Source organism: Micromonospora sp. NPDC049559, from assembly GCF_040676675.1.
Lineage (GTDB): Bacteria > Actinomycetota > Actinomycetes > Mycobacteriales > Micromonosporaceae > JBFAPK01.
In genome coordinates, this window is the sequence record NZ_JBFAPK010000002.1 from 117,171 (window position 1) to 142,262 (window position 25,092).

A 25,092-nucleotide genomic window follows, 5' to 3' on the forward strand; every position below is an offset into this window, starting at 1 on the left:
GCACTCTGGAGCGGGCTCTACGAGCCACTTACGAACCAGATCGTATTTGAGGGGCGGCGACGACCGGTGACGCTGGTGATCGGACTGGTCGTACACCGCAGCCACCACCGCCTCTTCCAGGAGGCCGCCCGAACCCTCACCGGGGTACGCCTCGAATGGGTCGACTACGAGGCGGAGGACGAGATCCGGGCCCGCACCGCCGGCCTGCTCGACCGCCAGCGACTCGACGGGCTGTTGCTCGGACCGGTCCCGTACGCCCGCTGCCGGGACCTGCTCCCGCCCGACCTGCCGGTCACCGTGACCCGCTCGGCCGGCCTCGACCTCGCCCTGGCCTGGTGCCGGGCGCTGGCCCGCGGCTGGCCGGCCACGCCCGTCAGCATCGACACCTTCGACCAGGAGACGGTCGACGAGGTCGCCGCCGCGCTCGACCTCGACCGCGAGCGCATCGCCTGCCTCCCCTTCGACCCGGACCAGCCCGTCGCCGAGATCGTGGAGTTCCACCGCCGCTTCCTCGACCGCTTCGGCGGCCGGTACGTGATCAGCGTACGCACCGGGGTCGTCGCCGCGTTCGCCGGCGCGGTGCCGGTGCTCAGCGGTCTCGCCGGGCTCGGCACCATCCGCGCGGAGCTGCACGAACTCGCGCTGCGGAGCCAGTCCAAACGGGCCAGCGAGCGCCGGTTCGCCGCCGGGGTCTTCCTCATCGCCAAGCCGGAACGGTCGGCGAACCTGGACCGGGCCCGGATCGGGCTGATGAACATGCTGCTCAACACCCCCGAGTACGCCGACGGCTGGATCGAGGACCGGGGCCGGCGCGGCGTCATCGTCTTCGCCCACCAGGCCCTGTTCGAGGCGGTCACCCACAACTGGGTGAGCCTGCCCGTGCTCGCCCAGGCCCAGGACACCCTCGGCGTACGGGTGGTCGCCGGCTTCGGCGTCGGCCCGTCGGCCCGTACCTGCGTGGCCCTGGCCGAACGGGCCGCGAACCGGGCGGAGCAGGACGACTCCCCCGGCGCGTACCTGATCGAGGAGAGCGGGGTGATGATCGGGCCGATGGGCCCGGCGGGCCACCCGCTGCACTTCACCTACCGGGCGCACGGCGCCGGCATCGAGCGGCTGGCCGAGCGGGTCGGGCTCAGCCCCGCCACCCTCTCCCGCCTCGCCGCCGTCGAACGCGGCCTCGACGGGCAGGCCGTCTCCCCCAGCGACCTCGCCGGCTCGCTCGGCATCACCGACCCGAGCGGGCGCCGGCTGATCCGCAAGCTCAGCGAGTCGGGCCTGGTCATCCCGGAGGGCAGCGCCCAGGTCAACCGCAAGGGCCGACCCAGCCGCCTCTACCGGCTCGGCATCGGCGCGGCGCTCGCCGCCGGCGCGACCGCTCCCGCCGGGCCCGGGGACGCGGCGGGCGGGGACGGTGGGCGCGACGGCGACGGGCCTGTCGACGGCGGACGCCGTGACGGATGACCTGCTGCTGACCGGCGCGCGGGTGCTCGACCCGGGCGGCGGCCGATCCGGCCGGTACGACGTGGCGGTGCGGGGCGGACGGATCGCGGCCGTCGGGGCGGACCTGCCCCACCGGGACGCCCGGCACGTCGTCGACCTGCGCGGCAAGCTGCTCACCCCCGGACTGGTCGACCTGCACACGCACGTCTACGCCGGGGCCACCTACTGGGGCATCCACCCCGACCCGGTCGCGTGGTACTCCGGGGTCACCACCTGGGTCGACGCCGGCTCCGCCGGGGCGTACTCGATCGAGGCGTTCCGGCGCGCGATCCGGGACTTCCGGGTCCGGGTACCGGTCCTGCTCAACATCTCGGCGGTGGGGCTGACCGGGCGCACCGGCGAGAGCCGCGACCTGGAGAACTGCGACGTCGACCTCGCCGTCGCGACCGTCGCCGACAACCGGGACCTGGTCGCCGGCATCAAGGTACGCGTCGACCGGGAGACCGTCGGCCGGCACGGTACCGAGCCGCTGCGCCGGGGCGTCGAGGTGGCCGCCGCCTGCGGCCTGCCGGTGATGGTGCACATCGGTACCACGCCGCCGCGGCTCGCCGACGTGCTGGCGCTGCTGCGGCCCGGCGACATCGTCACCCACTGCGCCAGCGCGATCGCCGCCGCGGCGGACGGGGGCGGACCGGTCAGCCCGGCCCTGCGCGAGGCGCACGCGGCCGGGGTCCTCCTCGACATCGGACACGGCTCCGGCGGCTTCGCCTTCGACGTGCTGGAGGCGCAGCTCGCGGCCGGGCTCACCCCGTACAGCGTCTCGTCGGACCTGCACGCCCGCTGCCTCTACGGGCCCGCCTTCGACCTGCCCACCACGATGGCGAAGCTGCTCGCCGTCGGGCTGACGCTGGACGAGGTGGTCGCGGCGGCGACGGTACGGCCCGCGCGGGCACTCCGGCTGCCCGACGGGATCGGCACGCTCACCCCGGGCGCCCCGGCCGACCTCGCCGTCTTCACCGTCGAGGACGGCCCGTTCGAGCTGGTCGACGCGCACCGGCAGCGGCGGTACGCGCCCCGGCGGCTGGTCAACGACGCCACCTACGTCGCCGGCCGGCTGCTGCCGCCCCGCCTGCCCGAGCCGCCGCGACCGTGGATCCCGCTCACCGCCGCGCAGCGGCAGGCGTTGCAGCGGCGCGCCGGCACGGTACGGGCGCTGCTCACGGCCCCGCTCGTCGGCCCGGAGGGGCTGGCCGAGCAGTTCCCGCGCCAGCAGGCTGCCGTTCCCCTCGACCCGGCCGCGGCCGTCCGCGAGCCGGTTGCCGATCCCGTTTCCGAGGAAGGTTGACCGAGCAGATGTCCAAGCGCGTCGTCAGCACCGACCAGGCCGCCCCGCCCGGCGGACCGTACTCGCAGGCCGTCGTGGCGGGTGACCACGTCTACCTCGCCGGCGCCTGCCCGGTGCTGCCGGACGGCACCTGGGTGCGCGGCAGCTTCGTCGAGCAGGCGCGGGCGGCGTTCACCAACCTCGCCCGGGTGGCCGAGGCCGCCGGCGCCGACCTCTCCCAGGCCGTACGCGTCGGCGTCTACCTGCGCGACTTCGCCGACTTCGCCGAGATGAACCAGGTCTACGTGGAGTTCTTCGGCACCGAGAACCTGCCGGTGCGCACCACCCTGCCGGTCCCGCTCGTCGGGTTCGACATCGAGGTCGACGCCATTCTCTACACCGGAGCGTGAACCCGGCGGGCCCCGTCCGGTTCAGCCGGCGGTGTTGCCGGGCTCGAACTCCCGCCCCTGCTCCGCCCGGTCCGCCCGGGACGCCTCGCCCGCCGGGCTCCGCACCGCCCGCCGGTAGGAGTAGCCCTGCACGACGAGCGAGACCAGACAGCCGGGGACGAAGCCGTACTGCGAGGTGAGCACGGCGTACGTGATCCAGCAGACCTGGATGCTGGCGCCGAACAACCAGCCGGTCCGCTGTCCCCTGCCGGCGGCGAAGAGGGCGCTCACCTGGAGGCTGGTCAGCACCCACGCCCAGGCCGGGGCGAGGCCGAGCCCGTGGTCGCGGCGGGTCGCCGCCATCGCCACCGAGAGCGCGGCGGCGCCGGCGAGGGCCGCCGTGACCGGCGCCGCGGTCGCTGCGCGCATGCCGTCTCACCTCGCTGTCCGCCTCCACCAGCTGCCTCGCTGTCCGCCTCCACCAGGTGCAACGAGCGAACCCGCGCCCGATGGCATCGCCGCCCGGCGGCGCGGCCGGTCCGGGCGGATCCGGACCCAGGACGCGCGGTATGAAACGGCGCCAGACGGGTAGAGCGCGGCATGGCGGGCGATCGGATTGCGGACCACGGGCTGCTCGCGGACGGGCGCAGCGCGGCGCTGGTGGACCGGCGAGGCTCGGTCAACTGGTGGTGTCCCGGCCGCTTCGACGGGCCGTCCGTCTTCGCCCGGCTGCTCGATCCGCAGGGCGGCCACTGGCTGCTGCGGCCCCGCGAGCCGTTCGAGGTCCGGCGCGCCTACGTCGAGGGCAGCCTGGTGCTACGCACCGTCTTCACCACCGCGCACGGCGAGGTCGCGGTCACCGACGGGCTCGCGCTGGAGCCGGGGGTGCGGGGGCACGAGATCGGCCGCCGATCGCCGCGCGTCCTGGTACGGGTGGTCGAGGGCCTGTCTGGCGTCGTACCGATGGCGATGTCCTGCTGCCCGAGGTTCGAGTACGGCCGCCGGGACGCGTACCTGGTCTCGCACGACGGGACGCTGCGGGCCACGGCCGGTCCCACCACGCTGACCATGCGCGCCAGCACGCCGGTGACCTCGTCCGACGGTACGGCGACGGCCGAGTTCACGGTCGGGCCGGGCCAGCGGGAGAGCTTCTCCCTGGCGTACTCCCCCACCTACGGCGACCCCGGGCCGCCGGGCGGGCCGGCCGAGGCGGACCCGCTCGGCGACACCGTGGAGGCGTGGCGCTCCTGGTCCCGGCTGCACGAGTACCGGGGCCCCTACCAGGACCTGATGCGCCACAACGCGCTGGTGTTGCAGGGGCTCACCTACCAGCCCAGTGGTGCGGTCGTGGCGGCGGCGACCACCTCGCTCCCGGAGGAACTGGGCGGGGACCGCAACTACGACTACCGGTACGCGTGGCTGCGGGACTTCTGCCTGACCATGCGCGCGCTCTGGGTCGCCGCCTGCCCCGACGAGGCGACCCGGCTCTTCGAGTGGGTGGCCGCCGCGGTCGGCCGGGTCGACCACCACCAACCGGTACCGATCATGTTCGGCGTCGAGGGCGAGCGCGACCTCAGCGAACGGACGATGGAGACGCTGCGCGGGTACGGCGGCAGCGCGCCGGTCCTGGTCGGCAACGAGGCGTGGCGGCAACGCCAGCTCGACGTGATGGGCGAGGTGCTGGACTCGGCCTGGCGGCTGCGGGACTACCTCGACCCGATGCGCGACGAGGTCAGGGACCTGTTGCGCGCGCTCGCCGACCGGGCGGCGGCCAGTTGGCGGGACCCGGACGCCGGCATGTGGGAGGCGCGCGACGCCGAACGGCACTACCTGTCGTCGAAGGTTTTCTGCTGGGTCGCGCTGGACCGCGCCGTACGCTTCGGCGAGCGCATCGGCGACGGCGGCGACGTGGCCCGGTGGGCGCGGGAACGCGACGCCGCGCGGGAGACGATCCTGCGCGAGGGTTGGAACGCCGAGCTGGGCGCCTACACCGGCGCGTTCGGCTCGGACCGGCTCGACGCGAGTGTCATGGTCATGCCGATCGTCGGCTTCGTCCCGGCCACGGACCCGCGGATGCGCGCCACCATCGACCTGATCGAGCGGCGACTCGGCCACGACGGTCTCGTCCGCCGCTGGGACGGCGACCCGGCGGCGTTCATCCTCTGCTCCTTCTGGCTCGTGCAGTGCCTCGCGCTCGCCGGCGAACACGACCGGGCCGCCGCGCTCTTCGACAACGTCACGGGTACCGCCAACGACCTGGGCCTCTTCGCCGAGCAGATCGACCCGCGGACCGCCGAGCAGCTGGGCAACTTCCCGCAGGCGTTCTCGCACATCGGCCTGATCCTGGCCGCGTGGGAGCTCACGGCCGGGCGGACCGGCAGCTCGGCGGAGGTCGTCTGACGTCCCCCGCCGGCCGCCCGACGGTCAGCGCGGCGGGACGTGGGTCCAGGCCAGCTCGTTGCCCCGGGCGTGCGTCACCTCGGTCAACCCGATCGCCGCGCAGCGCCAGCCGTCGCGGGTCCGCACGAGCCGGTGGGCGTAGATCCCCCACACCTCCCAGACCGCGTCGCCGAGCGGGCGGGCGAGCTTGTTGAAGGCGTACCCCTTGGACCAGACGCGGGCCCGGTCGCCGTCGACGGTGATCCGGTGGTTCGTACGCTGGTGGAAGCTGGTCTTGTCGGGGTAGAGGTTGCGCCGCCACCCGCCGACCAGCTCGTCGGCGGGCATCCGGGTGGCCGGTCCACCGTTCAAGGCCGCGAAGTCGACCTCCACCTCGTCGGTGAAGAACGCGCGGCACCGCGTCCAGTCCTTCGCGTCCACGGCGTCGTCGATGCCGTCGACCACCGCCCGGACGCTCTCCACGTCACCCAACGCGCGCAACCCGGCGTCGGGGTGCGGTACGGCGGCCACGGCCGGTACCCCGCCGGCCGCCACCCCGCCGGCGGCGCCGACCGCGCCCGCCAGCACCGCCCGGCGCGGCACCGATCCGTACGTCTCCATCGGCTCCTCCTGCTTGTCGTCGGCTGGCATCCGCCCGTCTCCCCTCTCGTGCCGCACCGCGGCGGCCCGCCCGGCCGCCCGGGCGTCGTGGACGCGGTTCACGCGTACTGCAGGTCGGCCACGGCGAGGCGGTCACCGGAGTAGGTGAACCGGTAGTGGGCGCGCCAACCGGCGGCGCCCTCCGGTGCCCAGTGCACGAGCACGTCCTGTCCGCCGGGCATCGGGCTCACCGTCACCACCTCGAGCCGACCGCCGATGACCTCCCGCTCCGCCCAGGTACGGATGGCGCCGTGCCCGGTGATGCGCCGCGACACGTCGACCACGGTGCCGTCCGCGGTGAAGGCCGCGACCAGGGCGTCCAGGTCCCCGTTGTTGACCGCCTCGACGTAGGCCCGCCCGGCGGGGAGCAGCTCCGCTGTCCCTACCGGCGCCGCCGTCCCTACCGGGGACGAGGCGCTCGCGCCGCCGGCGGCCGTACCGCCGGACGGGTCGCCGCCGCAGCCGGTCACCGTCGCGATCGCCAGCACCGTCATCGCGGCGGTCCGGGCGGTCGCTCGGGCCGGGATCCGTGGCCAGGTCCGGGGCCCGGCACGTCGGCTCCCGGTACGTCGGCTCCCGCCTTTGGTCTCGTCGCGCAACTCCTGCTCCCTCCGGTGCGGGTCTGCGGCCAGCGTAGGAGCGTGCGGAGGGCGGTCAGTTGTACGTTCTTGCGGACCTGGCGTACTGCCCGGGACGCGCGCCGACCACGCGGACGAAGTGCCGGGTGAAGTGGCTGGGATCGTGGAAGCCGGTCCGGTAGGCGACCTCGGTCACGCTGGTCGCCTGGAGCAGGAGCCGCCGGGCGAGGTTGATCCGCGCCTGGACCAGGTAGGCGTGCGGGGCGAGCCCGAACTCGCGGGTGAAGCTGCGTGCCAGGTGGTAGGGGCTCAGGTGCACCACCCGCGCCAGCTCGGCCAGGGAGACGTTGCTGGCGAGGTTGTCCCGCAGGTACGCCCGGGCCCGGTGCGCCGCGCGGCCGGAGTGGCCGGTCGTCCGCCCGACCGGCCGGGCGCCGCCGTGCCGGCGGAGCAGTCCCGCGAGGGCCGATTGCAGCAGGCAGTCGCGGGCCAGCCGCGACTCGGCCACCTGGTACGCCCGGTGCAGCCGGGTGAAGCGGTCGAACAGCTCGGCGTCGGGGACCACCAGGTCACGGAAGCTCGGGGTACCGCCGGGGCGGTCGCCCAGCTCGGTGACGAGGGCGTCGACCGACCCGCGGTCGAGGTAGAAGACCCGGTAGTCGGCACCGGCCGCGCGATGGTCGACGTCGCGGGTCTCGTGCACCTCGCCGGGCAGGATCACGGTCATGCTCCGGGGCGCCACCTCGTGCCAGGCCCGGGCGTACCAGACGCGGCCGGGCAGCTCGAAGTTGAGGCACAGCTGGTACTCGTCGTGGGTGTGGCGCGGATAGGCGACGGGTGGGCCGGACGGATACCGGTACCGCTCCAGCAGCAGGCCGTCCACGCTCCACGCCTCGATCCGCGGCTCGCCCGACCGGACCGGCATGGGTGTCCCCTCTCGCGCTCCCGGGGTCGCCCGGCAGCCGGCCGTTCAGCGCGGGCCGGCCAGCCGGGACCAGACCTGCTGGATCGTACGGTAGTCGAGTACGACGATGCCTTCCTGACGCAGGAGTTCGCGGGCCCGTGGTGAGGTCAGGAACTCGTAGTCCGTCCGGCGCATCAGGCCGTACTCCGTGGCGAGCCGTACGGTCCGCCCGAGGATGTCGTCCCGTCCCCCATCCGCCAGGCAGTGGAAGTCGAGGTGGGTCGGGGTGAGCCCGGCGTCGGCGACGGCATCGATCTGTGCCCGGAACTCGATCTCGACCTCGTCGAGGCGGGCCTGGCCGAGCAGGGCGGCTCGCCGGGCGGGCGAGGGCGCGAAGAGGCGACCGGCATCGTCCAGGAGGGAGGGAATTTTCTCCCTCTCCGCCATCGGTCCCCAGGCGGCGGAGGGCATCTCGCAGACCAGCGTGAGGTGGATCCCGAACGGGATCCCCGGTCGCCGCCGGGCGCCGCCGCTTCCATCGATGACCTTCAGATCATTGCCGCCCGGCCCCGGCGGTGTTCGAATGGGCTGGTGACAGACGCGGGGAATCGCGAGGCCACCACCACCTCCCGGGCCCGACCGTGACCGGCGCGCTCGCCGACCGCGCCGGGCTGCTGCGGGAGCGCCTTGCCGTACAGCTGCTCTTCCTGTTCTCGGGCCTGCTCATCGGCACCTGGACGGCGCGAATCCCCGCGGTCAAGCGCGCCCTCGACCTCTCCGACGGGCAGCTCAGCGTCGCGCTGCTGGCGCTCGCCACCGGCTCGATCGTCGGGATGCAGGCGGCCGGTCGCCTCGTCGACAGGTACGGCGCCGCCCGGGTGCTCGTACCGGTGGCGCTCGCCGACGGCGCGCTGCTCGTCCTGCCCGGGTACGCCCCGAACCTGGCCGGCCTGGCCCTCTGCCTGATCGCCTTCGGCGCGGTGCACGGGGCGCTGAACATCGCGATGAACGCACACGCCGTCGCCGTGGAACGGGCCTGGCAGCGACCGATCATGTCATCGTTCCACGCGGTCTACAGCATCGGCGGCTTCGCCGGCGCGGGAATCGGCGGAGCGTTCGCGCAGGCGGGGCTCAGTCCCGCGACCACCTTCGCCGCGTCCGGCGCGCTGGCGCTGCTGCTCGCGACGGTGGCGGCCCGCGGGATCTCCGCCGGCACCGGGGCGCCCGCCAGCGAGGCGGAACCGGCCAGCACCGCCTACCCGGCCAGTGCCGCCGACCCGCACGGCGCCACGGACCCGGCCGGCACCGCCGGCCCGCACGGCGCCACGGACCCGGCCGGCGCGGGTGGAACGGCGCCGCCGGGGCGGCTGCGCGGCGTGGGGCTGCTCGGCCTGCTCGCGTTCTGCTGTCTCGTCGGCGAGGGCGCCGCGGCCGACTGGAGCAGCGTCTACCTGCGCGACTCGCTCGGCAGCTCGGCCGGGCTGGCGGCCGGCGCCTACGCGGCCTTCTCCCTCGCGATGATGGCCGGTCGCCTCGCCGGTGACCGGCTCACCACGCGCTTCGGCCCGGTCGGCCTCGTCCGCGGCTGCGGGGTGCTGGCCGGGGTCGGGCTCGGTACCGCCCTGCTCGTCGGGCACCCGGTCGCCGGGCTGGTCGGCTTCGGATGCCTCGGCGCCGGGCTGTCCTGCATCGCGCCCCAGGTCTTCTCCGCCGCCGGCCACCGCAACCCGACCCGGTCCGGCAGCGCCCTGGCCCGGGTGGTCGGCATCGGCTACCTCGGCTTCTTCGTCGGGCCGGTGCTGATCGGCGGCGTCGCCGAGCTGAGCGGCCTGCCCGCGGCGCTGGCGATTCCGGCACTGTTGGCGATCTTCGTAGCGCTCTCCGCGCCCGCCCTACGGATCCCGCGCCCCGCCTGAGCGCGCCGGACCGGGGTGCGGTCGCCGGGCGTCGGGAGTCAGCGGGTACGCGCGGCCGGCCTCCGATCGGCGGCCAGGAGCGAGGCGAGCCAGCGCAGCTGGCGGCGCACCTGGACCGCCTCACCGCCCTCGTGGTGGTTGAACGGGTAGACGTGGATCTCCCGCTCCGGGGGCGTCGCCCGGCCGGTGGCGGCGCCGTACTGGTTGTAGGCGGCGAAGACCGTGCTGGGCGGGCAGACGGTGTCACGCAGCCCGACACCGAAGTGCGCCGGCGCGACCGCCCGGCGCGCGAAGGCGACCCCGTCCACGTAGGAGAGCGTGCGTCGCACCGCCTCCTCCGCCTCGCGGTACACCGCCAGGTAGTTGACGATCTCGCCGTACGGCGCCACGTCGGTGATCTCGATGGCCCGCTGGACGTGGCAGAGGAACGGGGCCGTACTGATCACGGCGGCCAGGTCCGGGACCAGCCCCGCCACCGCCAGGGCGAGACCGCCGCCCTGGCTGTTGCCGCTGGCGACGACCCGGCCGGCGTCGACGCCCGGCAGCGCGCGCACCGCGCCGACCGCCCGGACCGCGTCGGTGACGAGCCGCCGGTAGTAGTAGTCGGCCGGGTTCAGGATGCCCCGGGTGACCGGCCCGGGTCCGCCGAGCGCGCCGCCGTACGGGTCGGGGGTGTCGCCGCCGGTACCGTACTGGCCGCCCTGCCCCCGGCTGTCCATCAGCAGGTGCCCGTAACCGGCCGCCACCCAGGTCAGCCGCTCGTGCGGCAGCCCACGCCCGCGCCCGTAGCCGAGGTACTCGACCACGGCGGGCAGCGGGGTCTCCACCCCGGCGGGACGGCTGTACCAGGCCCGGACCGGGTCGCCGCCGAAGCCGGAGAACGTGACGTCCCAGGTGTCGACCAGGCGCAGGTCGGTCCGCTCCGGCCGGACGTCGACGAGCACCGGCCGGGCGTCCGCCTCGTCCAGGGTGGCGCGCCAGAACGCGTCGAAGTCGGCGGGCTCGGCCACGACGGGCGCGTACCGCTCCAGCTGGTCGAGCGGGAGGTCGAAGAGGGGCATGGGTCCTCGCAGGGGTTCGCAGGGAGCGGGGATCGGCGGGACGGGAGCGGCGGGGAACGGGTCGCGGGGTCAGGGACGGCGCGGGGTCAGTGGCGGCGGGGTGGGGCGGTGCTCTCGCGGACCACCAGCTCGGTGACGAAGTCGATCCGGCTCGTCGCGAGATCGTTCCCCTGTGCCAGGTCGAGCAGCATCTGGGTGGCGGTGCCGGCCATGTCCCGCAGCGGCTGGTTGACCGTGGTGAGGGCCGGCCCGATCCAGGCGGTCATCGGCAGGTTGTCGTACCCGATCACCGAGAGGTCGCCGGGCACGTCGAGGCCGAGCTGCCGCGCCGCGCGCAGGACCCCCATGGCCTGCAGGTCGGAGCCGGCGAAGATGGCGGTGGGGCGGTCCGGCCGGGCCAGCAGCTCCAGTCCGTGCTGGTAGCCGGCATCGAGGTAGAAGCTGCCGTACCGGACCAGCTCGGGGTCGACCGGCACCCCGGCCTCGTCGTGCGCGAACCGGAACCCGGCGGCGCGGGCCCGGCTGCACAGCACGTCCTCGGGTCCCGAGATGATCGCGATCCGGCGGTGACCCAGCTCCAGCAGGTGGCGGGTGGCCATCAGGCCGCCGTTCCAGTTGTTGGACCCGACCGTCGGTACCGCGGCGGAGGTGGCGCTGTCGGTGTCGACCACCACGAACGGGATCGACCGGCGGCGCAGCTGCTGCCGCTGCGGCTCGGTGAGGTTGCAGAGCACGAGGAGCACGCCGAGCGGCCGGCGCAGCAGCACCCCCTCCAGCCACTGCGGTGGCGGACGGTGCGCGCCGCCCAGCTGGGAGAGGATCACGTCGACCTTCGCGGGCGCGGTCACCGCCTCCACCCCGCGAATGATCTCCATCGCCCAGGCGGAGTCGAACTCGTGGAAGACGACGTCGATCTGCGCCAGGTCGGCCGGCTGCCGCCGGGGGCGGCGGCGGTACCGGTGCCGCTCCAGGCTCGCCTCCACCCGGGCCCGGGTCTCCGGTGCGACGTCGGAGCGGCCATTGAGGACCTTGGAGACGGTCGCCGTGGAGACGCCGACCTCGTCGGCGATGGTCGCGATCGTGGCGGAACCGGGTCCCGCGACGGGACGGGACTTGGCCATCGCATCCTCACAGGTCGTGACCGAAAGTTTCGGCAGGCACTCTAGCATCACGGAAACGCAATCGAGACATGATCGCCGGGTAGCCATCCGCCGCGACCATTGTCCCGATCGGACAGATCCCGTATTCGCGCCCGGATGAGCCAGTTCAGAGAACCTTGACACGGTACCTCGGGACGCTTAAGTTGCCCGACACAGGTAACGCAGAAATTTCCGAAACTTTCGCTATCACGCCGACGCGATCCTGCCGCCGCCCGGCCCTGGACGACGCCACGATCCGACTGAAGGGGTGGCATGAAGAGCGAATTGTCCGTCCACGACGGCCCCTCGAACGGATCGGACGCGTCGTGGCGCGATCCGCGACGCTCGGCCGCCGAGCGGGCCGCGGCGCTCGTCCCGCTGATGTCGCTGGAGGAGAAGGTCGCCCAGCTCGTCGGGGTCTGGGTCGGCGCCGACGCCTCGGGCGAGGGCGTCGCGCCGCACCAGGACGACATGATGCGGGACCCGCCCCGCTGGAGCGAGGTGATCCGGCACGGCCTCGGCCAGCTGACCCGGCCGTTCGGTACCGCGCCGGTCGACCCCGCCCACGGCGCGCGGTCGCTGGCCGCGTCCCAGGCGCAGATCGTCGCGGCGAGCCGGTTCGGAATCCCCGCCCAGGTGCACGAGGAGTGCCTCACCGGCTTCGCGGCCTGGCGGGCGACCGTCTACCCGGCCCCGCTGAGCTGGGGCGCCTCCTTCGACCCGGAGCTGGTCGAGGAGATGGCCGGCCGGATCGCCCGGTCGATGCGGGCGGCCGGGGTCCACCAGGGGCTGGCCCCGGTGCTGGACGTGACCCGCGACTACCGCTGGGGCCGTACCGAGGAGACGATCGGCGAGGACCCGTACCTGGTCGGCACGATCGGCGCGGCGTACGTGCGCGGGCTGGAGGAGGCCGGGATCGTGGCGACGCTCAAGCACTTCGCCGGGTACTCCGCCTCCCGGGGCGGCCGCAACCACGCGCCGGTACCGATGGGCCGCCGGGAGCTGGCCGAGGTGGTCCTGCCCCCGTTCGAGATGGCGCTGCGGGTGGGCGGTGCGCGGTCGGTGATGAACTCGTACGCGGAGGTCGACGGCGTGCCGGCGGCGGCCGACGCCGAGCTGCTGACCGGGCTGCTGCGCGACGAGTGGGGGTTCACCGGGACGGTGGTCTCCGACTACTTCGCGGTGCGGTTCCTGGAGACGACGCACCGCGTCGCCGCCGGGGGCGGGGACGCGGCCGGGATCGCCCTGCGGGCCGGGATCGACGTCGAGCTGCCCACGGTGGACACCTTCGGCGCGCCCCTGGTCGCGGCGGTACGCGCCGGCGAGGTGGACGAGGCGCTGGTCGACCGCGCGCTGCACCGGGTGCTGACGCAGAAGGCGCAGCTCGGTCTCCTCGACGAGGGCTGGCAGCCGATGCCCGAGGAGGTCGACCGGCTGCGGCTGGACGACGAGGAGGCCCAGGACATCGCGCTGCGCCTGGCCCGGGAGTCCGTGGTCCTGCTGCGCAACGCCGGCGGGGTGCTGCCGCTCGCCCCGGGCCGCCGGGTGGCGCTGGTCGGCCCGCTCGCGGACGACCCGATGGCGATGCTCGGCTGCTACTCGTTCCCCGCCCACGTCGGGGTGCACCACCCCGAGTACGGGCTCGGGGTGGACCTTCCCTCGCTGCGCGCGGCCCTGGGCCGGCTCGTACCGGGGCTCGACCACGCGCCGGGCTGCGACATCACCGGCGACGACACCTCGGGCATCGCCGCGGCGGTCACGGCCGCCGCCGGGGCCGACGTCTGCGTGCTCGCGGTCGGCGACCGGGCGGGACTGTTCGGGCGCGGCACCTCCGGCGAGGGGTGCGACGCCGAGGACCTGCGCCTGCCGGGCGTACAGGGCGAGCTGGTACGGGCCGTGCTCGCCACCGGTACGCCGGTGGTGCTGGTGCTGCTCACCGGGCGGCCGTACGCGCTCGGGCCGGAGTTCGACGCCGCCGCCGGCGTGGTGCAGGCATTCTTCCCCGGTCAGCGCGGCGGTCAGGCGCTGGCCGAGGTGCTCACCGGCGCGGTCGAGCCGTCCGGGCGCCTGCCCGTCGGCGTACCCCGCCACGCGGGCGGGATCCCCACCACCTACCTCGCCCCGCCGCTGGGGCGCCGCTCGGGCGTCTCCTCGGTCGACCCGACCCCGGCGTTCCCGTTCGGACACGGCCTGAGCTACACCAGCTTCGAGTGGAGCGACGCCGCCGCGCTCGTACCCCCGGCGGAGGCCGACCCGGCGGGCCGCGCCCGGGTCCGCGCCGCGGTCGCGCCGGCGGCCGGTGCGCCGGGCGGGCCGGCGGCCTGGCCGGTGGACGGCGAGGTGCGCGTCCAGGTCACGGTCCGCAACAGCGGCTCCCGGCCCGGCACCGAGGTCGTGCAGCTCTACCTGCACGACCCGGTCGCGCAGACCACCCGCCCGGTGGTCCGCCTGGTCGGCTACGCCCGCGTACCGCTCGATCCGGGCGAAAGCGCGCGGGCGACGTTCGTGGTCCCGGCCGACGTCGCGTCGTTCATCGGGATCGACGGCAGACGCATCATCGAGCCCGGCGACGTGGAGCTGCGGTTCGGACGATCGAGTGAGGAGGTGATGGCGGTCGTGCCACTGCGCCTTGTCGGCGCCGAGCGCGAGGTCGGCCACCGGCGACGACTGCGGTCGCTGGCGCGCGTCGAGCGCCACGCGGCGGCCCCGCGGACGGTGGAGGAGGGGCCCGCATGAGCACACCGGAGACGCTGGAGCGTCCGCCCGGTACCCGGGAGCCCGATCCGGCGGCGGGCGCCGCCCGTGGTCGCCGTACCCGTCGCCGCTCGCGGAGCTGGCGGCGGGCGCTGCGCCGGGACTGGCAGCTCTACTCGCTGGCGATCCTGCCGCTGCTGTTCTTCCTGGTCTTCCGGTACCTGCCGATGATCGGCAACGTCATCGCGTTCCGGCGCTTCCGGCCCGGTGGCAACGTGCTCGGCGAGTACTGGGTGGGGCTGCGCTACGTCAAGCTCTTCCTGAGCGACCCGGCGTTCTGGGACGTCTTCACCAACACGCTGGTGCTCGGGGCGCTGACCCTGCTCTTCTGCTTCCCGCTGCCGATCGTGCTCGCGCTGCTGCTCAACGAGGTACGCAGCCGGACGCTCAAGCGGTTCGTGCAGTCCGTGTCGTACCTGCCGCACTTCCTGTCGATCGTGATCGTGGCCGCCATGGTCATGCAGCTGCTCTCGGTCGACGGCACGGTGAACCAGGTGATCGGCGCCGTCGGCGGGGAGCCGGTGCAGTTCCTCCAGCAGGCCGGCTGGTTCCGGACGATCTACGTCTCCTCCGAGGTGTGGCAGACGGTCGGCTGGGGGACGATCCTCTACCTCGCCGCGCTCACCGCCATCGACGAGAACCTGTACGAGGCGGCCCGGATCGACGGCGCGAACCGGTGGCGCCAGATCTGGCACGTGACGCTGCCCGGCATCCGCCCGACCATGATGACGCTGCTGATCCTGAACATCGGCACCTTCATGGCGGTCGGGTTCGAGAAGATCCTGCTGCTCTACAACCCGCTGACGTACCCGACGGCCGACGTCATCTCCACCTACCTGTACCGGGTGGGCATCGTCTCCGGGAACCTCAGCTACGCCGCCGCGATCGGCCTGTTCGAGTCCGTGATCGGGCTGACGCTGGTCCTCTCGGCCAACGCGATCTCGCGACGCACGGTAGGGACGAGCCTGTGGTGACCGTCGACACGAAGGCCCTCGAACGACCGGTCGGCCGCCCGCGCGGCCAGCGGCCCAGCCGGGGCTACCGGATCTTCCAGGTGGTCAACGCCATCATCCTTACCGGCGTCGTGGTGGTGACGCTCTACCCGTTCGTCAACATCGTGGCGCGCTCGCTCAGCGACAACGCGTACATCATCGCGGGGAAGGTGAACCTCGTCCCGCGCGGGTTCAACGTCGCCGCGTACCAGGCCGTGATGTCCGACTCGATGTTCTGGACCAGCTACGGCAACACCATCTTCTACACCGTGGTCTCCACCCTCATCTCGGTGGCGCTGACCATCTGCTACGCCTACGTGCTGTCCAAGAAGCACCTGCGGGGCCGGACCGCGCTGGTCGGGATCGCCGTCTTCACCATGTTCTTCACCGGCGGCCTGATCCCCAACTACGTCCTGGTCACCAGCCTCGGCCTGAAGAACACCGTCTGGGCGATCGCGCTGCCCAACGCCATCAACGTGTTCAACCTGCTCGTCATGAAGGCGTTCTTCGAGAGCCTGCCGGGCGAGCTGGAGGAGGCCGCCGCCGTCGACGGGCTGAACACGTACGGGACGCTGCTGCGGATCGTGCTGCCGCTGTCGAAGGCGATGGTCGCCACGATGGTGCTGTTCTACGCCGTCTCCTTCTGGAACTCCTGGTTCGCCGCGTTCCTCTACATGGACCGCCTGGAGCTGTTCCCGGTGACCGTGTACCTGCGCAATCTAATCGCGGGCGCCACCGACGCCACCTCGACCGGCGGCGGGCTCGGCACCTCCAGCGACATCGTCCAGTCCGCCGCCACCATCCAGTCCGTGACCATCGTGCTGACGGTCCTGCCCATCCTGGCGGTCTACCCCTTCATCCAGCGCTACTTCGTCTCCGGCGTCATGCTCGGCGCCGTGAAGGGATAGCCCGCCCACCGGTTCGGCGCGCCACACACCGCCCCTCCCACTCCCGAAAGGAAGCCCTCATGGTCCAGCTATCGCGGCGCCAGGTGCTCTTCGCCGCCGGTGCGGCCGCCGTCGCCTCCCTCGCCGGCTGCGGCGACGGCGGCGAGTCCGACAACAAAGACCTCTCGGGCAACCGGGCCGGCGCCATGGACAAGTACGGCGTCGGCGACCAGTTCAAGGCCACCGAGGCGGTCTCGTTCTCGATCCTCTACAACAACCACCCGAACTACCAGCTGAAGAGCGACTGGCTGTTCTGGTCGGAGCTGACCAAGCGCACGGGCGTCACCCTCCAGCCGGTGGCCGTACCGCTGAGCGACTACGAGCAGAAGCGCAGCGTACTGATCGGGGCGGGCGACGCGCCGTTCATCATCCCGAAGACGTACCACCCGCAGGAGGACGCGTACGTCTCCTCCGGCGCGATCCTGCCGGTCAGCGACTATCTCGATCTCATGCCGAACTTCAAGGACAAGATCGAGAAGTGGAGCCTCAAGCCGGAGATCGACTCGCTGCGGCAGGAGGACGGCAAGTTCTACCTGCTGCCCGGCCTGCACGAGAAGCCCTGGCAGGACTACTCGCTCGCGGTCCGCAGCGACATCCTCGAACAGCTCAACCTCAAGGTCCCGACCACCTGGGACGACGTCTACACGATGCTCAAGGCGATGAAGGCGGCGTACCCGAACTCGTACCCGTTCTCGGACCGGTTCAGCAAGCCCAACCCCGGCGGCAACCTGCTGAACATGCTCGCCCTCACCCACGGGCTGGCCGGCGGCGGCTGGAACTACCAGCACGTCAGCTGGGACGCGAACGCCAAGAAGTTCGTCTACACCGGCGCCTCGGACCAGTGGCGGCAGGTCCTCCAGTACCTCAACAAGCTGGTGACCGAGGGGCTGCTCGACCCGGAGAGCTTCACCCAGACCGACGACCAGGCGCGCCAGAAGCTCGCCAGCGGCAAGTCCTTCGTGATCAGCACCAACGCGCAGACGCTGGTCAACGACTACCGGCCGGACCTGGCCAAGACCCTCCCGAATGCCCGGATGATCAAGATCCCGCTGCCGGCCGGTCCGATCGGACCGGTCAACCCCGCCCCGCGCCTGGAGAACGGCATCATGATCTCCACGAAGGCGCGCGAGAGCAAGAACTTCGTGGCGATGATGCAGTTCATCGACTGGCTCTGGTACTCCGACGCCGGGCAGGAGTTCGCCAAGTGGGGCGTCGAGGGGACGACCTACACCAAGGACGCCTCCGGCAAGCGCACGCTCGCCCCGGACGTCAACGTCATCGGGCTCAACCCCAAGGGGACCAAGCACCTGCAGAAGGACTTCGGCTTCTACAACGGCGTCTTCGCGTACGGCGGCCGCCTGGAGCTGGTCCAGTCCTTCTTCTCTCCCGAGGAGATGGAGTTCCAGAACATCCTGAACGCCCGGCCGACCGTCCCCGTCGCGCCCCCACACCCGTTCAGCGACGAGGAACGCGAGCAGGCGACGCTCTGGGAGAGCGGGCTGAAGGACTACGTCGTCCAGGGGTCGCTGAAGTTCATCCTCGGCCAGCGCGACCTCGGACAGTGGGACGCCTACGTCAACGAGCTCAAGGCCAAGAACATGGGCTCGTACCTGGATCTGGTCAACAAGGCCCACGACCGCTACCAGAAGGACCACGGCTGAGCTGCCGCGCTCGCTCGCTCCGCGGCGCTGAGAGGCGGTGTCCTTCGCCTGCGGGGCGCGACCGCTTCGCGGCACGCTCCTCGGCCAGGCCGTGTCCTGCCGATCATGTCGAGCCGAGGCGGGATCCAGACGGCGGTCCGGCAAGGCGGAGATTCGTCCGGATACCGGTGTTGTATCCGGACGAATCGACAACGCAGCCGGTCGTCGTCTGGGCCCGACGCAGGCCGGCAATGATCGGCAGGACACGGCCTGGGGACACCGCCGCGCCGCTTCGCTCACTCGCTGGGGCGCCCTGCGCGCACGACGGGCTTCGCCCGCGTGTGCTCGGGCGCGGGTGGCTCGCGGCGCGCGGCTAGGGACACCATCGGAGGGAAAGAGGGAGAAGGAATGCGGATCGTCGTACCGGAGCGGGCCGTCGGGCGGCTCGGCGATGCCTGGCGCGCCTGCGTCGGTACCGGGCGCTTCGAGCTGGCGCTGCGGCGCGACTACCAGGACTCGCTGGCCCTGGTGCAGCGGGAGATCGGATTCCGGCACATCCGGGGGCACGGCCTGCTGAGCGACGGCGTCGGCGTGTACCAGCCGTACGAGCACCAGGGGTCGAGCCGGGTCCGGCACGCGTTCACGTACGTGGACCAGGTGATCGACGCCTATCTCGACCTCGGCATCCGTCCCTTCGTGGAGCTGGGCTTCATGCCCGCCGCGCTCGCCTCCGGCGACCAGACCGTCTTCTGGTGGCGCGGCAACGTCACCCCGCCCCGCTCCTGGCGGGAGTGGGCGGAGCTGGTCCGGGCCACGGTGGCGCACCTGGTGGACCGGTACGGGCTCGACGAGGTGCGCGGCTGGCCGATCGAGGTGTGGAACGAGCCGAACCTCAAGGAGTTCTGGCACGGCGCGGACGCCGACGCCTACCACCGGCTGTACGAGGTGACCGCGCACGCGGTGAAGGAGGTGGACGCCGAGCTGCGGGTCGGCGGGCCGGCCATCTCCCCCGGCGCGGACGAGTGGCTGGCGCCGTTCGCCGAGTTCGTCACCGCCCGCTCGGTACCGGTCGACTTCGTGAGCCGGCACGCGTACACCTCCGGGCCGGCGCAGCACGTGCCGTTCGGCGTGCACCAGACCCTCGCCCCCGCCGCCACGCTGCTGGAGCAGTTCGCCAGCCCCCGGCGGCACCTGCGCGGCACCGCGCTGGCGGAGCTGCCGGTGCACATCACCGAGTTCAACTCCTCGTACCGGCCGGACAACCCGATCCACGACACCGCCTTCCACGCGGCGTATCTGGCTCCCGTGGTGGCCGCCGGGGGCGACCTGGTCGACTCCTTCTCGTACTGGACCTTCAGCGACATGTTCGAGGAGCAGGGGGTGCCGACCTCGCTCTTCCACGGCGGCTTCGGGCTGCTCACCCACCGCCAGATCAAGAAGCCCACCTACCACCTGTACGCCTTCATGGCCCGGATGGGCCCGGAGGTGCTGGCGCGCGGGGCGGACCACCTGGTGACCCGGGACGGCACCGGCCGGGTCACGGTCCTCGCCTGGGCGCCGGTGGACGTGACGGGCCGGGAGCCGGTACCCGAGCGGCACCCGCTGGCCCTGTCGATCCCGCTGCCCGGCGCGGCCGCGACGTCGGCCTTCATGCTCCGTTCGTCGGTGAGCGAGGAGGCCGGCAACGCGTGGGCCGCCTGGTGCGAGATGGGCCGCCCGCGCTCGCCCCGTCCCCGGCAGCTCGACGCGCTGCGTGAGGCGGCCGAGCCGGCCCGTACCCATCGGAGCCTGCCCGTCGCCGACGGGCGCGTCGAACTCGATCTCACCCTGGCCCGGCACGAGGTGACCCTCGTGGAGATCACGGCGGTGGTCGACGAGACCCCGCCCTGGTGGGACGAGCGGCGCCTGCTCGGCCTGCCGCCGGACGGGGCCGACCCTCGGGAGCGCGGATGAGCGAGGCGGTCGGGACGCGGCGGCAGTTCGGCGAGGGACCCCTCTCGCGCGTCGCGGCGCTGATCTACAGCCTGCTGGTGGTCGGGCTGCTGCTCCTGCTCACCACGGCGCCGGGCGTGGTGGCACTGCTGCTGCTGGAGCGCGACGCCAGCAACCTGCCGCTCTTCGCCGCCTGTGCGCTGCCGCTCGGCCCGGCGCTCTCCGCCGCGCTCTACGCGCTGCACCGGCACCGCCCGGACCTGACCGACCTGCATCCGGCGCGCGCCTTCTGGCGTGGCTACCGGGCCAACGTCCGGGGCGTGCTGGCCATCTGGCTGCCGTGGCTGCTGTGGCTGACCGTCGTCGCCGCGAACCTGACGTACTTCGCCGCCGCGGCGGTGCCGGACTGGTGGCGGGTGCCGCTGGTCCTGGTCGCCGTCGTGGCGACCCTCTGGGGCGTCAACGCCCTGGTGATCACCTCCCTGTTCCGCTTCCGGGTGCGCGACGTCGCCCGCCTCGCGCTCTACTTCCTGGTACGCGACCCGGTGGTCGCGCTCGGCAACGCCGGCGTGCTGCTGGCGGCCGTCCTCGTCACCGCGTTCGCCTCCGAGGCGGTGCTCGGGCTGCTCGGTTCGCCGCTGGTGCTGGCGCTGCTGCGGACCTGCCGCCCGATGATCAGCAAGATCGAGAAGGAGTTCACCGCGTGAGCGGATCCCTACCGGCGACGCCGAAGGTGCCCTTCGGCGGGGACTACAACCCGGAACAGTGGCCCGAGGACGTGTGGAAGGAGGACTACCGCCTCTTCGACGCGGCTCGGATCGACACCGTGACGCTCGGCGTCTTCGACTGGGCGCTGACCCAGCCCGCACCGGAGACGTACGACTTCACGGTACTGGACCGGGTGGTGGCGCGGGCCGCCGCGGCGGGCCGGCGGATCTGCCTGGCCACCGGCACCGGCGCGCATCCGGCCTGGCTGGCGCGGGCGTACCCGGAGGTGACCCGCACGGACTTCGAGGGCCGCCGGCACCGGTTCGGGCAGCGGCACAACTCCTGCCCCAACTCGCCGGTGTTCCGCCGGCTCTCGGCGGAGCTGGCGCGCCGCGTCGCGCGGCGGTACGCCGGTAACCCGGCGGTCGTGGCCTGGCACGTCGGCAACGAGTACGGCGGCGCGTGCTACTGCGAGCTCTGCGCGGCCGGGTTCCGCGACTGGCTGCGGGCGAGGTACGGCACCCTGACGGCCCTCAACTCGGCCTGGTACACCACCTTCTGGTCGCACACCTTCACCGACTGGGACGAGATCGAACCGCCGTCGGCGCTGACCGAGCACTGGCGCGGGCCGAACCACACCGCCTTCCAGGGCACCACCCTGGACTACCTGCGGTTCATGTCGGACGCCATGCTCGCCAACTTCCGGGACGAGAAGGCCGCGATCCGCGAGTCGAGCGACCTGCCGGTCACCACGAACTTCATGGGCATGTACCGGCCGATCGACTACCACCGCTGGGCGCCGCACCTCGACTTCGCCTCCTGGGACAACTACCCGCCGGACGACGAGTCCCCGTCCTGGATGGCGCTGGCCCACGACCTGATGCGCGGGCTCAAGGACGGCCAGCCGTTCTGGCTGATGGAGCAGACCCCCAGCTACACCGCCTCGCGGGACGTCAACCCGCTCAAGCGCCCCGGGGTGATGCGGCTCTGGAGCTGGCAGGCGGTGGCGCACGGCGCGGACGCGGTGCTCTTCTTCCAGATGCGGGCCTCGCGCGGCGCCTGCGAGAAGTACCACGGCGCGGTGATCGGGCACGCCGGTCGGCAGGACACCCGGGTCTTCCAGGAGGTGGCGGCGCTCGGCGCCGAACTGGAGCGGCTCGGTCCGACGACGCTCGGCGCCCGGACCCCGGCCCGGGTCGCGCTGCTCTTCGACTGGGACAGCTGGTGGGCGCTGGAGATCTCCGACGGCCCGTCCCGGCACGTCCGGTACCAGCAGGTGGTGCTCGCCTACCACCGCGCCCTCTGGGACGCCGGGGTCGACCTCGACGTGGTGCCGGTGACCGCGGACCTGTCCCGCTACGACGTGGTCGTGGCGCCCGCGCTGCACATGGTCAAGGGCGACCTGGCCGCCCGGCTGGAGGAGGTGGCGGCGCGCGGCGGGTCGGTCGTGACGACGTACCTGTCGGGCCGGGTGGACGAGTTCGACAACGCCTTCCTGATGGACGTACCGGGCCCGCTCGGGGCGCTGATGGGAATCCGGATCGACGAGTGGGACGCCCGGGCGCCGGAGGTGGTCAACCCGGTGCGCCTCACCGGCGGGGACGCCCCGGTCGAGGTCGAGTCGCGGCTGGTGTTCGAGCTGGTCGTCCCGGAGGGGGCCGAGGTGGTCGGCACGTACGGGGCCGACTTCTACGCCGGTACGCCGGCCGTGACCCGCAACGACTTCGGCGCCGGGCACGGCTGGTACGTCGCGACGGGGCTGGACCAGGCGGGCGTCTCCTGGGTGCTCCGGCGGGTGCTGGAACGGCACGACCTGGTCGGACCCTACGCCGACGTACCGAACCTCGAAGCGGCCGTACGGGTCGCGCCCGACGGGACGCGGCTGCTGTTCCTGCTCAACCACGACGCCGAGCCGGTCGAGGCGACCGCCCACGTCGGCGGCGTGGACCTGCTCACCGGCGACCGGATCGCACCCGGCCAGCCGCTGCGGCTCGACCCGCGCGGCGTCCTCGTGCTCCGCCACACCGCCTAACCCGCGCGTCGCCCGCCCCGTCGATCTAGGGCAAATCCTCGTGAATGGAGATCATTTCACGAGGATTTGCCCTAGATCGCGGGGGTCAGGGGTGGATGGGGCGGCCGTGGGCGTCGGGCACGCCGGACTTGCGGAAGAAGTACGTGTTGATCTGGTCGCGCCACTCCTCGGCCGAGCGCAGCTGCTCGTCGAGGCGCTCGGTCACCCGGTCGTGCAGCGCCGGGTCGACCAGGCCCGCCGTGGCGATCTCCGCCCAGCTCCGCCGCAGCTCGGCCACCCGCTCGGCGCCCGCGAAGTGGGTGTCGTAGATGTGCTGGATCACCGTCGACCCGCCGCGCAGCACGTGCCCGTACGGGACGTGGTGGAAGAAGAGCAGCAGCTCGTCGGGGCAGTCGGCGAGCGACTCGTACCGGTCGGACCAGGGCGGCGGGTACTGGCCGGTGAAGCCGGTCCCGGTGGCGCGGGTACGGTCGACGCCCACGCCGTCCCGGTCGGCGAAGTGGTACGTCCCCCACGGCGTGTACTCGTACCCGTCCACGTCGGGGCCGTAGTGGTCCGCCGGCCGGACCATGAAGCCGACGCCCAGCGGCGCGGTGTACCGCTCGTACGTGCGCCACGAGTCGTCCATCAGCTCGTGCAGTGTACGGCGTAGCCGCTCGGGATCGCCGGTCGCCGACGGCACGAAGGTCAGGTCGATCCACTCGTCGAGGATCGCGACCGGGTCCAGCTCGGGCGCCCAGGCGAGCCGGCCGAAGGCGTAGAGGTTCGCCTGGGCCAGCGGATGGCCGGTCCAGTAGGCGTCGTCGCCCACGTTGGAGACGGCCACCAGCCCGCCGTCCAGCCCGTCCTCCCCCACGCCGGCGGCGACGGCGGCGACGGTGGGGCGGCCCGCTCCCCACGGCGCGAAGCCCAGCACCTCGCTCCAGTACGGGCCGAGGTAGCAGACGTGCCGCTGCTGGCCGGTGTACTCCTGCGTCGCCTGGAACTCCACCGCCAACCGGGTGCGCGGCATGGCCGCGAGCACCGGGGAGACCGGTTCGCGCGGCTGGAAGTCGATCGGGCCGTGCTTCACCTGAAGGATCACGTTGTCGCGGAACCGCCCGTCCAGCGGGGCGAAGTGGTCGTACGCGGCCCGCGCCCGGTCGGTCGAGCGGTCCCGCCAGTCCTGCCGGTGGTTGTAGACGAAGCACCGCCAGTGCACCACCCCGCCGAACGGCGTCAGCGCGTCGGCGAGCAGGTTCGCGCCGTCGGCGTGGTCGCGGCCGTACGCGAACGGGCCGGGCTGCCCCTCGGAGTCGGCCTTCACCAGGTAGCCGCCGAAGTCGGGGATGGTCTCGTAGACCTGCCGGGTGACCTTGGCCCACCATTCCCGTACGTCCCCGTCGAGCGGGTCAGCCGTCGACAGCCCGCCGAGCGCGACGGGCGAGGCGAAGTTGACCGAGAGGTGCACCCGGATCCCGTACGGGCGCAGCACGTCCGCGATCGCGGCGACGTCGCCGAGCCGGTCGGTCAGCAGGTGCGCCTCGGTGGCGTGCACGTTCACGTTGTTGACCGCGACCGCGTTGACGCCGCAGGCGGCGAGCAGCCGCCCGTACGCCCGCACCCGGGCCAGGTCGCCGCGGGCCTCGCCCGCCCGCCAGAAGATCGAGCCGCCCGCGTAGCCGCGCTCGACCTGCCCCATGACGGGGTGCACGTCCACGTTGTCCCAGTGGTCGACCATGCGCCGGCGCATCGCCGGTCGGTGCCGCTCCACGGGCAGGTCGGCGCCGAAGGCCGACTCGCCGAGGCGGACCAGGTGGAACAGGCCGTAGAGCAGCCCGGCCGGCCGTTCGGCGAGCACCATGGTGACCCCGTCCCGCCGGGCCAGCGCGAAGCCCTCCGCACCGAGCGGGCCCGCCGTTCCCGCCTCGAAGGGCCCCCGCAGCTCGGCCGGGACCGCCGCCGGCAGCGGCCCCGCCGTGGTGAGCGCGAGCACCAGGTCGGGGACGGCCGGTGCCGGCCGGTCGTCGCCCGCGGGCGGGTCGCCGGTCGGTGAGGTCCGCCGGGCGGTGCCGCCGTGGCGGGCGGTGGCCTCCGCGAGTTCGCCCAGCACCGTCTCGACGAGGGTGCCGTCGCCGTGGACGAGGGTGTGGCGCGAGCCGACGGGTCGAAACGCCTCCGGCGGCAACCAGGCCGCGTGGACGTCGTTCGGGTGAGCAGTGGTCACGAGGTCTCCCGGACATCGCCTTGAAACGCTTCAGCACAGCGTAGACGCTGATCAACCGTCGCCCCAGCGGCCGGGCCGGACACTCTGCACC

The 25,092-nt window shown here is 73.1% G+C and carries 20 protein-coding genes; 12 read left to right on the top strand and 8 right to left on the bottom strand.

Annotated features, from left to right (window positions below):
• Nucleotides 1-66: 66 nt before the first annotated feature.
• Genes AB0J86_RS03640 through AB0J86_RS03650 form a run of 3 tightly spaced genes read left to right on the top strand, consistent with a single transcriptional unit; the run spans nt 67 to nt 3,174 of the window.
• The gene (locus tag AB0J86_RS03640) at nt 67-1,461 is read left to right on the top strand and encodes a transcriptional regulator (RefSeq protein ID WP_363851948.1); all 1,395 of its coding nucleotides are present in this window, start codon (nt 67-69) and stop codon (nt 1,459-1,461) included.
• Nucleotides 1,451-2,785 (top strand): amidohydrolase/deacetylase family metallohydrolase, encoded by a 1,335-nt coding sequence (locus AB0J86_RS03645; RefSeq protein ID WP_363851951.1) that lies wholly within the window; start codon nt 1,451-1,453, stop codon nt 2,783-2,785. The genes AB0J86_RS03640 and AB0J86_RS03645 overlap by 11 nt, the downstream gene beginning before the upstream one ends.
• An 8-nt stretch (nt 2,786-2,793) precedes the next feature.
• Complete coding sequence (locus tag AB0J86_RS03650; protein ID WP_363851954.1) at nt 2,794-3,174, top strand: RidA family protein; 381 nt, start codon at nt 2,794-2,796, stop codon at nt 3,172-3,174.
• Between the two features lie 21 nt (nt 3,175-3,195).
• Here the strand turns inward: AB0J86_RS03650 and AB0J86_RS03655 are convergent, their stop codons facing one another.
• Entirely contained in the window at nt 3,196-3,582 is a 387-nt protein-coding gene (locus AB0J86_RS03655) for a hypothetical protein (protein WP_363851957.1), read from the bottom strand.
• Nucleotides 3,583-3,753: 171 nt separating this feature from the next.
• Between AB0J86_RS03655 and AB0J86_RS03660 the strand changes: the two genes are divergently transcribed.
• Nucleotides 3,754-5,553 (top strand): glycoside hydrolase family 15 protein, encoded by a 1,800-nt coding sequence (locus tag AB0J86_RS03660; protein WP_363851960.1) that lies wholly within the window; start codon nt 3,754-3,756, stop codon nt 5,551-5,553.
• Nucleotides 5,554-5,577: 24 nt separating this feature from the next.
• Here the strand turns inward: AB0J86_RS03660 and AB0J86_RS03665 are convergent, their stop codons facing one another.
• The 4 genes from AB0J86_RS03665 to AB0J86_RS03680 all read right to left on the bottom strand — a co-directional run bounded on the left by AB0J86_RS03665 (nt 5,578) and on the right by AB0J86_RS03680 (nt 8,283).
• A complete protein-coding gene (locus AB0J86_RS03665; protein WP_363851963.1) occupies nt 5,578-6,183 on the bottom strand; it encodes a nuclear transport factor 2 family protein in 606 nt (201 codons plus the stop codon).
• Nucleotides 6,184-6,251: 68 nt separating this feature from the next.
• Complete coding sequence (locus AB0J86_RS03670) at nt 6,252-6,686, bottom strand: nuclear transport factor 2 family protein (protein ID WP_363851966.1); 435 nt, start codon at nt 6,684-6,686, stop codon at nt 6,252-6,254.
• 160 nt (nt 6,687-6,846) lie between these two features.
• Nucleotides 6,847-7,695 (bottom strand): AraC family transcriptional regulator, encoded by an 849-nt coding sequence (locus tag AB0J86_RS03675; RefSeq protein ID WP_363851969.1) that lies wholly within the window; start codon nt 7,693-7,695, stop codon nt 6,847-6,849.
• 45 nt (nt 7,696-7,740) lie between these two features.
• A complete protein-coding gene (locus AB0J86_RS03680; RefSeq protein WP_363853019.1) occupies nt 7,741-8,283 on the bottom strand; it encodes a ChbG/HpnK family deacetylase in 543 nt (180 codons plus the stop codon).
• Between the two features lie 32 nt (nt 8,284-8,315).
• On the opposite strand from AB0J86_RS03680, the gene AB0J86_RS03685 reads away from it, so the two are divergent.
• On the top strand, nt 8,316-9,590 hold the full coding sequence (locus AB0J86_RS03685; RefSeq protein WP_363851972.1) for an MFS transporter: 1,275 nt from the start codon (nt 8,316-8,318) through the stop codon (nt 9,588-9,590).
• 38 nt (nt 9,591-9,628) lie between these two features.
• On the opposite strand, the gene AB0J86_RS03690 is transcribed toward AB0J86_RS03685, so the two are convergent.
• Both AB0J86_RS03690 and AB0J86_RS03695 read right to left on the bottom strand, forming a co-directional pair.
• Nucleotides 9,629-10,651, bottom strand: a complete 1,023-nt coding sequence (locus AB0J86_RS03690; protein WP_363851975.1) for an acetylxylan esterase — start codon at nt 10,649-10,651, stop codon at nt 9,629-9,631.
• Nucleotides 10,652-10,737: 86 nt separating this feature from the next.
• Complete coding sequence (locus AB0J86_RS03695) at nt 10,738-11,772, bottom strand: LacI family DNA-binding transcriptional regulator (RefSeq protein WP_363851978.1); 1,035 nt, start codon at nt 11,770-11,772, stop codon at nt 10,738-10,740.
• Nucleotides 11,773-12,063: 291 nt separating this feature from the next.
• Here AB0J86_RS03695 and AB0J86_RS03700 point away from each other — a divergent pair, with 291 nt between their 5' ends.
• The 7 genes from AB0J86_RS03700 to AB0J86_RS03730 all read left to right on the top strand — a co-directional run bounded on the left by AB0J86_RS03700 (nt 12,064) and on the right by AB0J86_RS03730 (nt 22,795).
• Complete coding sequence (locus AB0J86_RS03700) at nt 12,064-14,526, top strand: glycoside hydrolase family 3 N-terminal domain-containing protein (protein ID WP_363851981.1); 2,463 nt, start codon at nt 12,064-12,066, stop codon at nt 14,524-14,526.
• Entirely contained in the window at nt 14,523-15,518 is a 996-nt protein-coding gene (locus tag AB0J86_RS03705) for an ABC transporter permease subunit (RefSeq protein ID WP_363851984.1), read from the top strand. Before AB0J86_RS03700 ends, AB0J86_RS03705 begins: the two co-directional genes overlap by 4 nt.
• On the top strand, nt 15,515-16,444 hold the full coding sequence (locus AB0J86_RS03710) for a carbohydrate ABC transporter permease (RefSeq protein ID WP_363851987.1): 930 nt from the start codon (nt 15,515-15,517) through the stop codon (nt 16,442-16,444). Before AB0J86_RS03705 ends, AB0J86_RS03710 begins: the two co-directional genes overlap by 4 nt.
• 59 nt (nt 16,445-16,503) lie before the next feature.
• Nucleotides 16,504-18,144, top strand: coding sequence for an extracellular solute-binding protein (locus AB0J86_RS03715; protein ID WP_363851990.1), 1,641 nt, complete (start codon nt 16,504-16,506; stop codon nt 18,142-18,144).
• 387 nt (nt 18,145-18,531) lie between these two features.
• Entirely contained in the window at nt 18,532-20,076 is a 1,545-nt protein-coding gene (locus AB0J86_RS03720) for a xylan 1,4-beta-xylosidase (protein WP_363851992.1), read from the top strand.
• A complete protein-coding gene (locus AB0J86_RS03725; RefSeq protein WP_363851994.1) occupies nt 20,073-20,762 on the top strand; it encodes a hypothetical protein in 690 nt (229 codons plus the stop codon). The genes AB0J86_RS03720 and AB0J86_RS03725 overlap by 4 nt, the downstream gene beginning before the upstream one ends.
• Nucleotides 20,759-22,795 carry a beta-galactosidase gene (locus AB0J86_RS03730; protein ID WP_363851997.1) on the top strand — a complete coding sequence of 679 codons (2,037 nt, stop codon included), beginning with the start codon at nt 20,759-20,761 and terminating at the stop codon, nt 22,793-22,795. Before AB0J86_RS03725 ends, AB0J86_RS03730 begins: the two co-directional genes overlap by 4 nt.
• An 85-nt stretch (nt 22,796-22,880) precedes the next feature.
• Here the strand turns inward: AB0J86_RS03730 and AB0J86_RS03735 are convergent, their stop codons facing one another.
• Nucleotides 22,881-25,001 carry an alpha-glucuronidase gene (locus AB0J86_RS03735; protein WP_363852000.1) on the bottom strand — a complete coding sequence of 707 codons (2,121 nt, stop codon included), beginning with the start codon at nt 24,999-25,001 and terminating at the stop codon, nt 22,881-22,883.
• Nucleotides 25,002-25,092 lie beyond the last annotated feature (91 nt).

Excerpts from the sequence above, each read along its gene's own strand:
- AB0J86_RS03650 (WP_363851954.1), top strand. The coding sequence starts at position 2,794 with ATGTCCAAGCGCGTCGTCAGCACCGACCAGGCCGCCCCGCCCGGCGGA.
- AB0J86_RS03655 (WP_363851957.1), bottom strand. The coding sequence starts at position 3,582 with ATGCGCGCAGCGACCGCGGCGCCGGTCACGGCGGCCCTCGCCGGCGCC.
- AB0J86_RS03660 (WP_363851960.1), top strand. The coding sequence starts at position 3,754 with ATGGCGGGCGATCGGATTGCGGACCACGGGCTGCTCGCGGACGGGCGC.
- AB0J86_RS03665 (WP_363851963.1), bottom strand. The coding sequence starts at position 6,183 with ATGCCAGCCGACGACAAGCAGGAGGAGCCGATGGAGACGTACGGATCG.
- AB0J86_RS03670 (WP_363851966.1), bottom strand. The coding sequence starts at position 6,686 with ATGACGGTGCTGGCGATCGCGACGGTGACCGGCTGCGGCGGCGACCCG.
- AB0J86_RS03675 (WP_363851969.1), bottom strand. The coding sequence starts at position 7,695 with ATGCCGGTCCGGTCGGGCGAGCCGCGGATCGAGGCGTGGAGCGTGGAC.
- AB0J86_RS03690 (WP_363851975.1), bottom strand. The coding sequence starts at position 10,651 with ATGCCCCTCTTCGACCTCCCGCTCGACCAGCTGGAGCGGTACGCGCCC.
- AB0J86_RS03695 (WP_363851978.1), bottom strand. The coding sequence starts at position 11,772 with ATGGCCAAGTCCCGTCCCGTCGCGGGACCCGGTTCCGCCACGATCGCG.
- AB0J86_RS03700 (WP_363851981.1), top strand. The coding sequence starts at position 12,064 with ATGAAGAGCGAATTGTCCGTCCACGACGGCCCCTCGAACGGATCGGAC.
- AB0J86_RS03705 (WP_363851984.1), top strand. The coding sequence starts at position 14,523 with ATGAGCACACCGGAGACGCTGGAGCGTCCGCCCGGTACCCGGGAGCCC.
- AB0J86_RS03715 (WP_363851990.1), top strand. The coding sequence starts at position 16,504 with ATGGTCCAGCTATCGCGGCGCCAGGTGCTCTTCGCCGCCGGTGCGGCC.
- AB0J86_RS03720 (WP_363851992.1), top strand. The coding sequence starts at position 18,532 with ATGCGGATCGTCGTACCGGAGCGGGCCGTCGGGCGGCTCGGCGATGCC.
- AB0J86_RS03725 (WP_363851994.1), top strand. The coding sequence starts at position 20,073 with ATGAGCGAGGCGGTCGGGACGCGGCGGCAGTTCGGCGAGGGACCCCTC.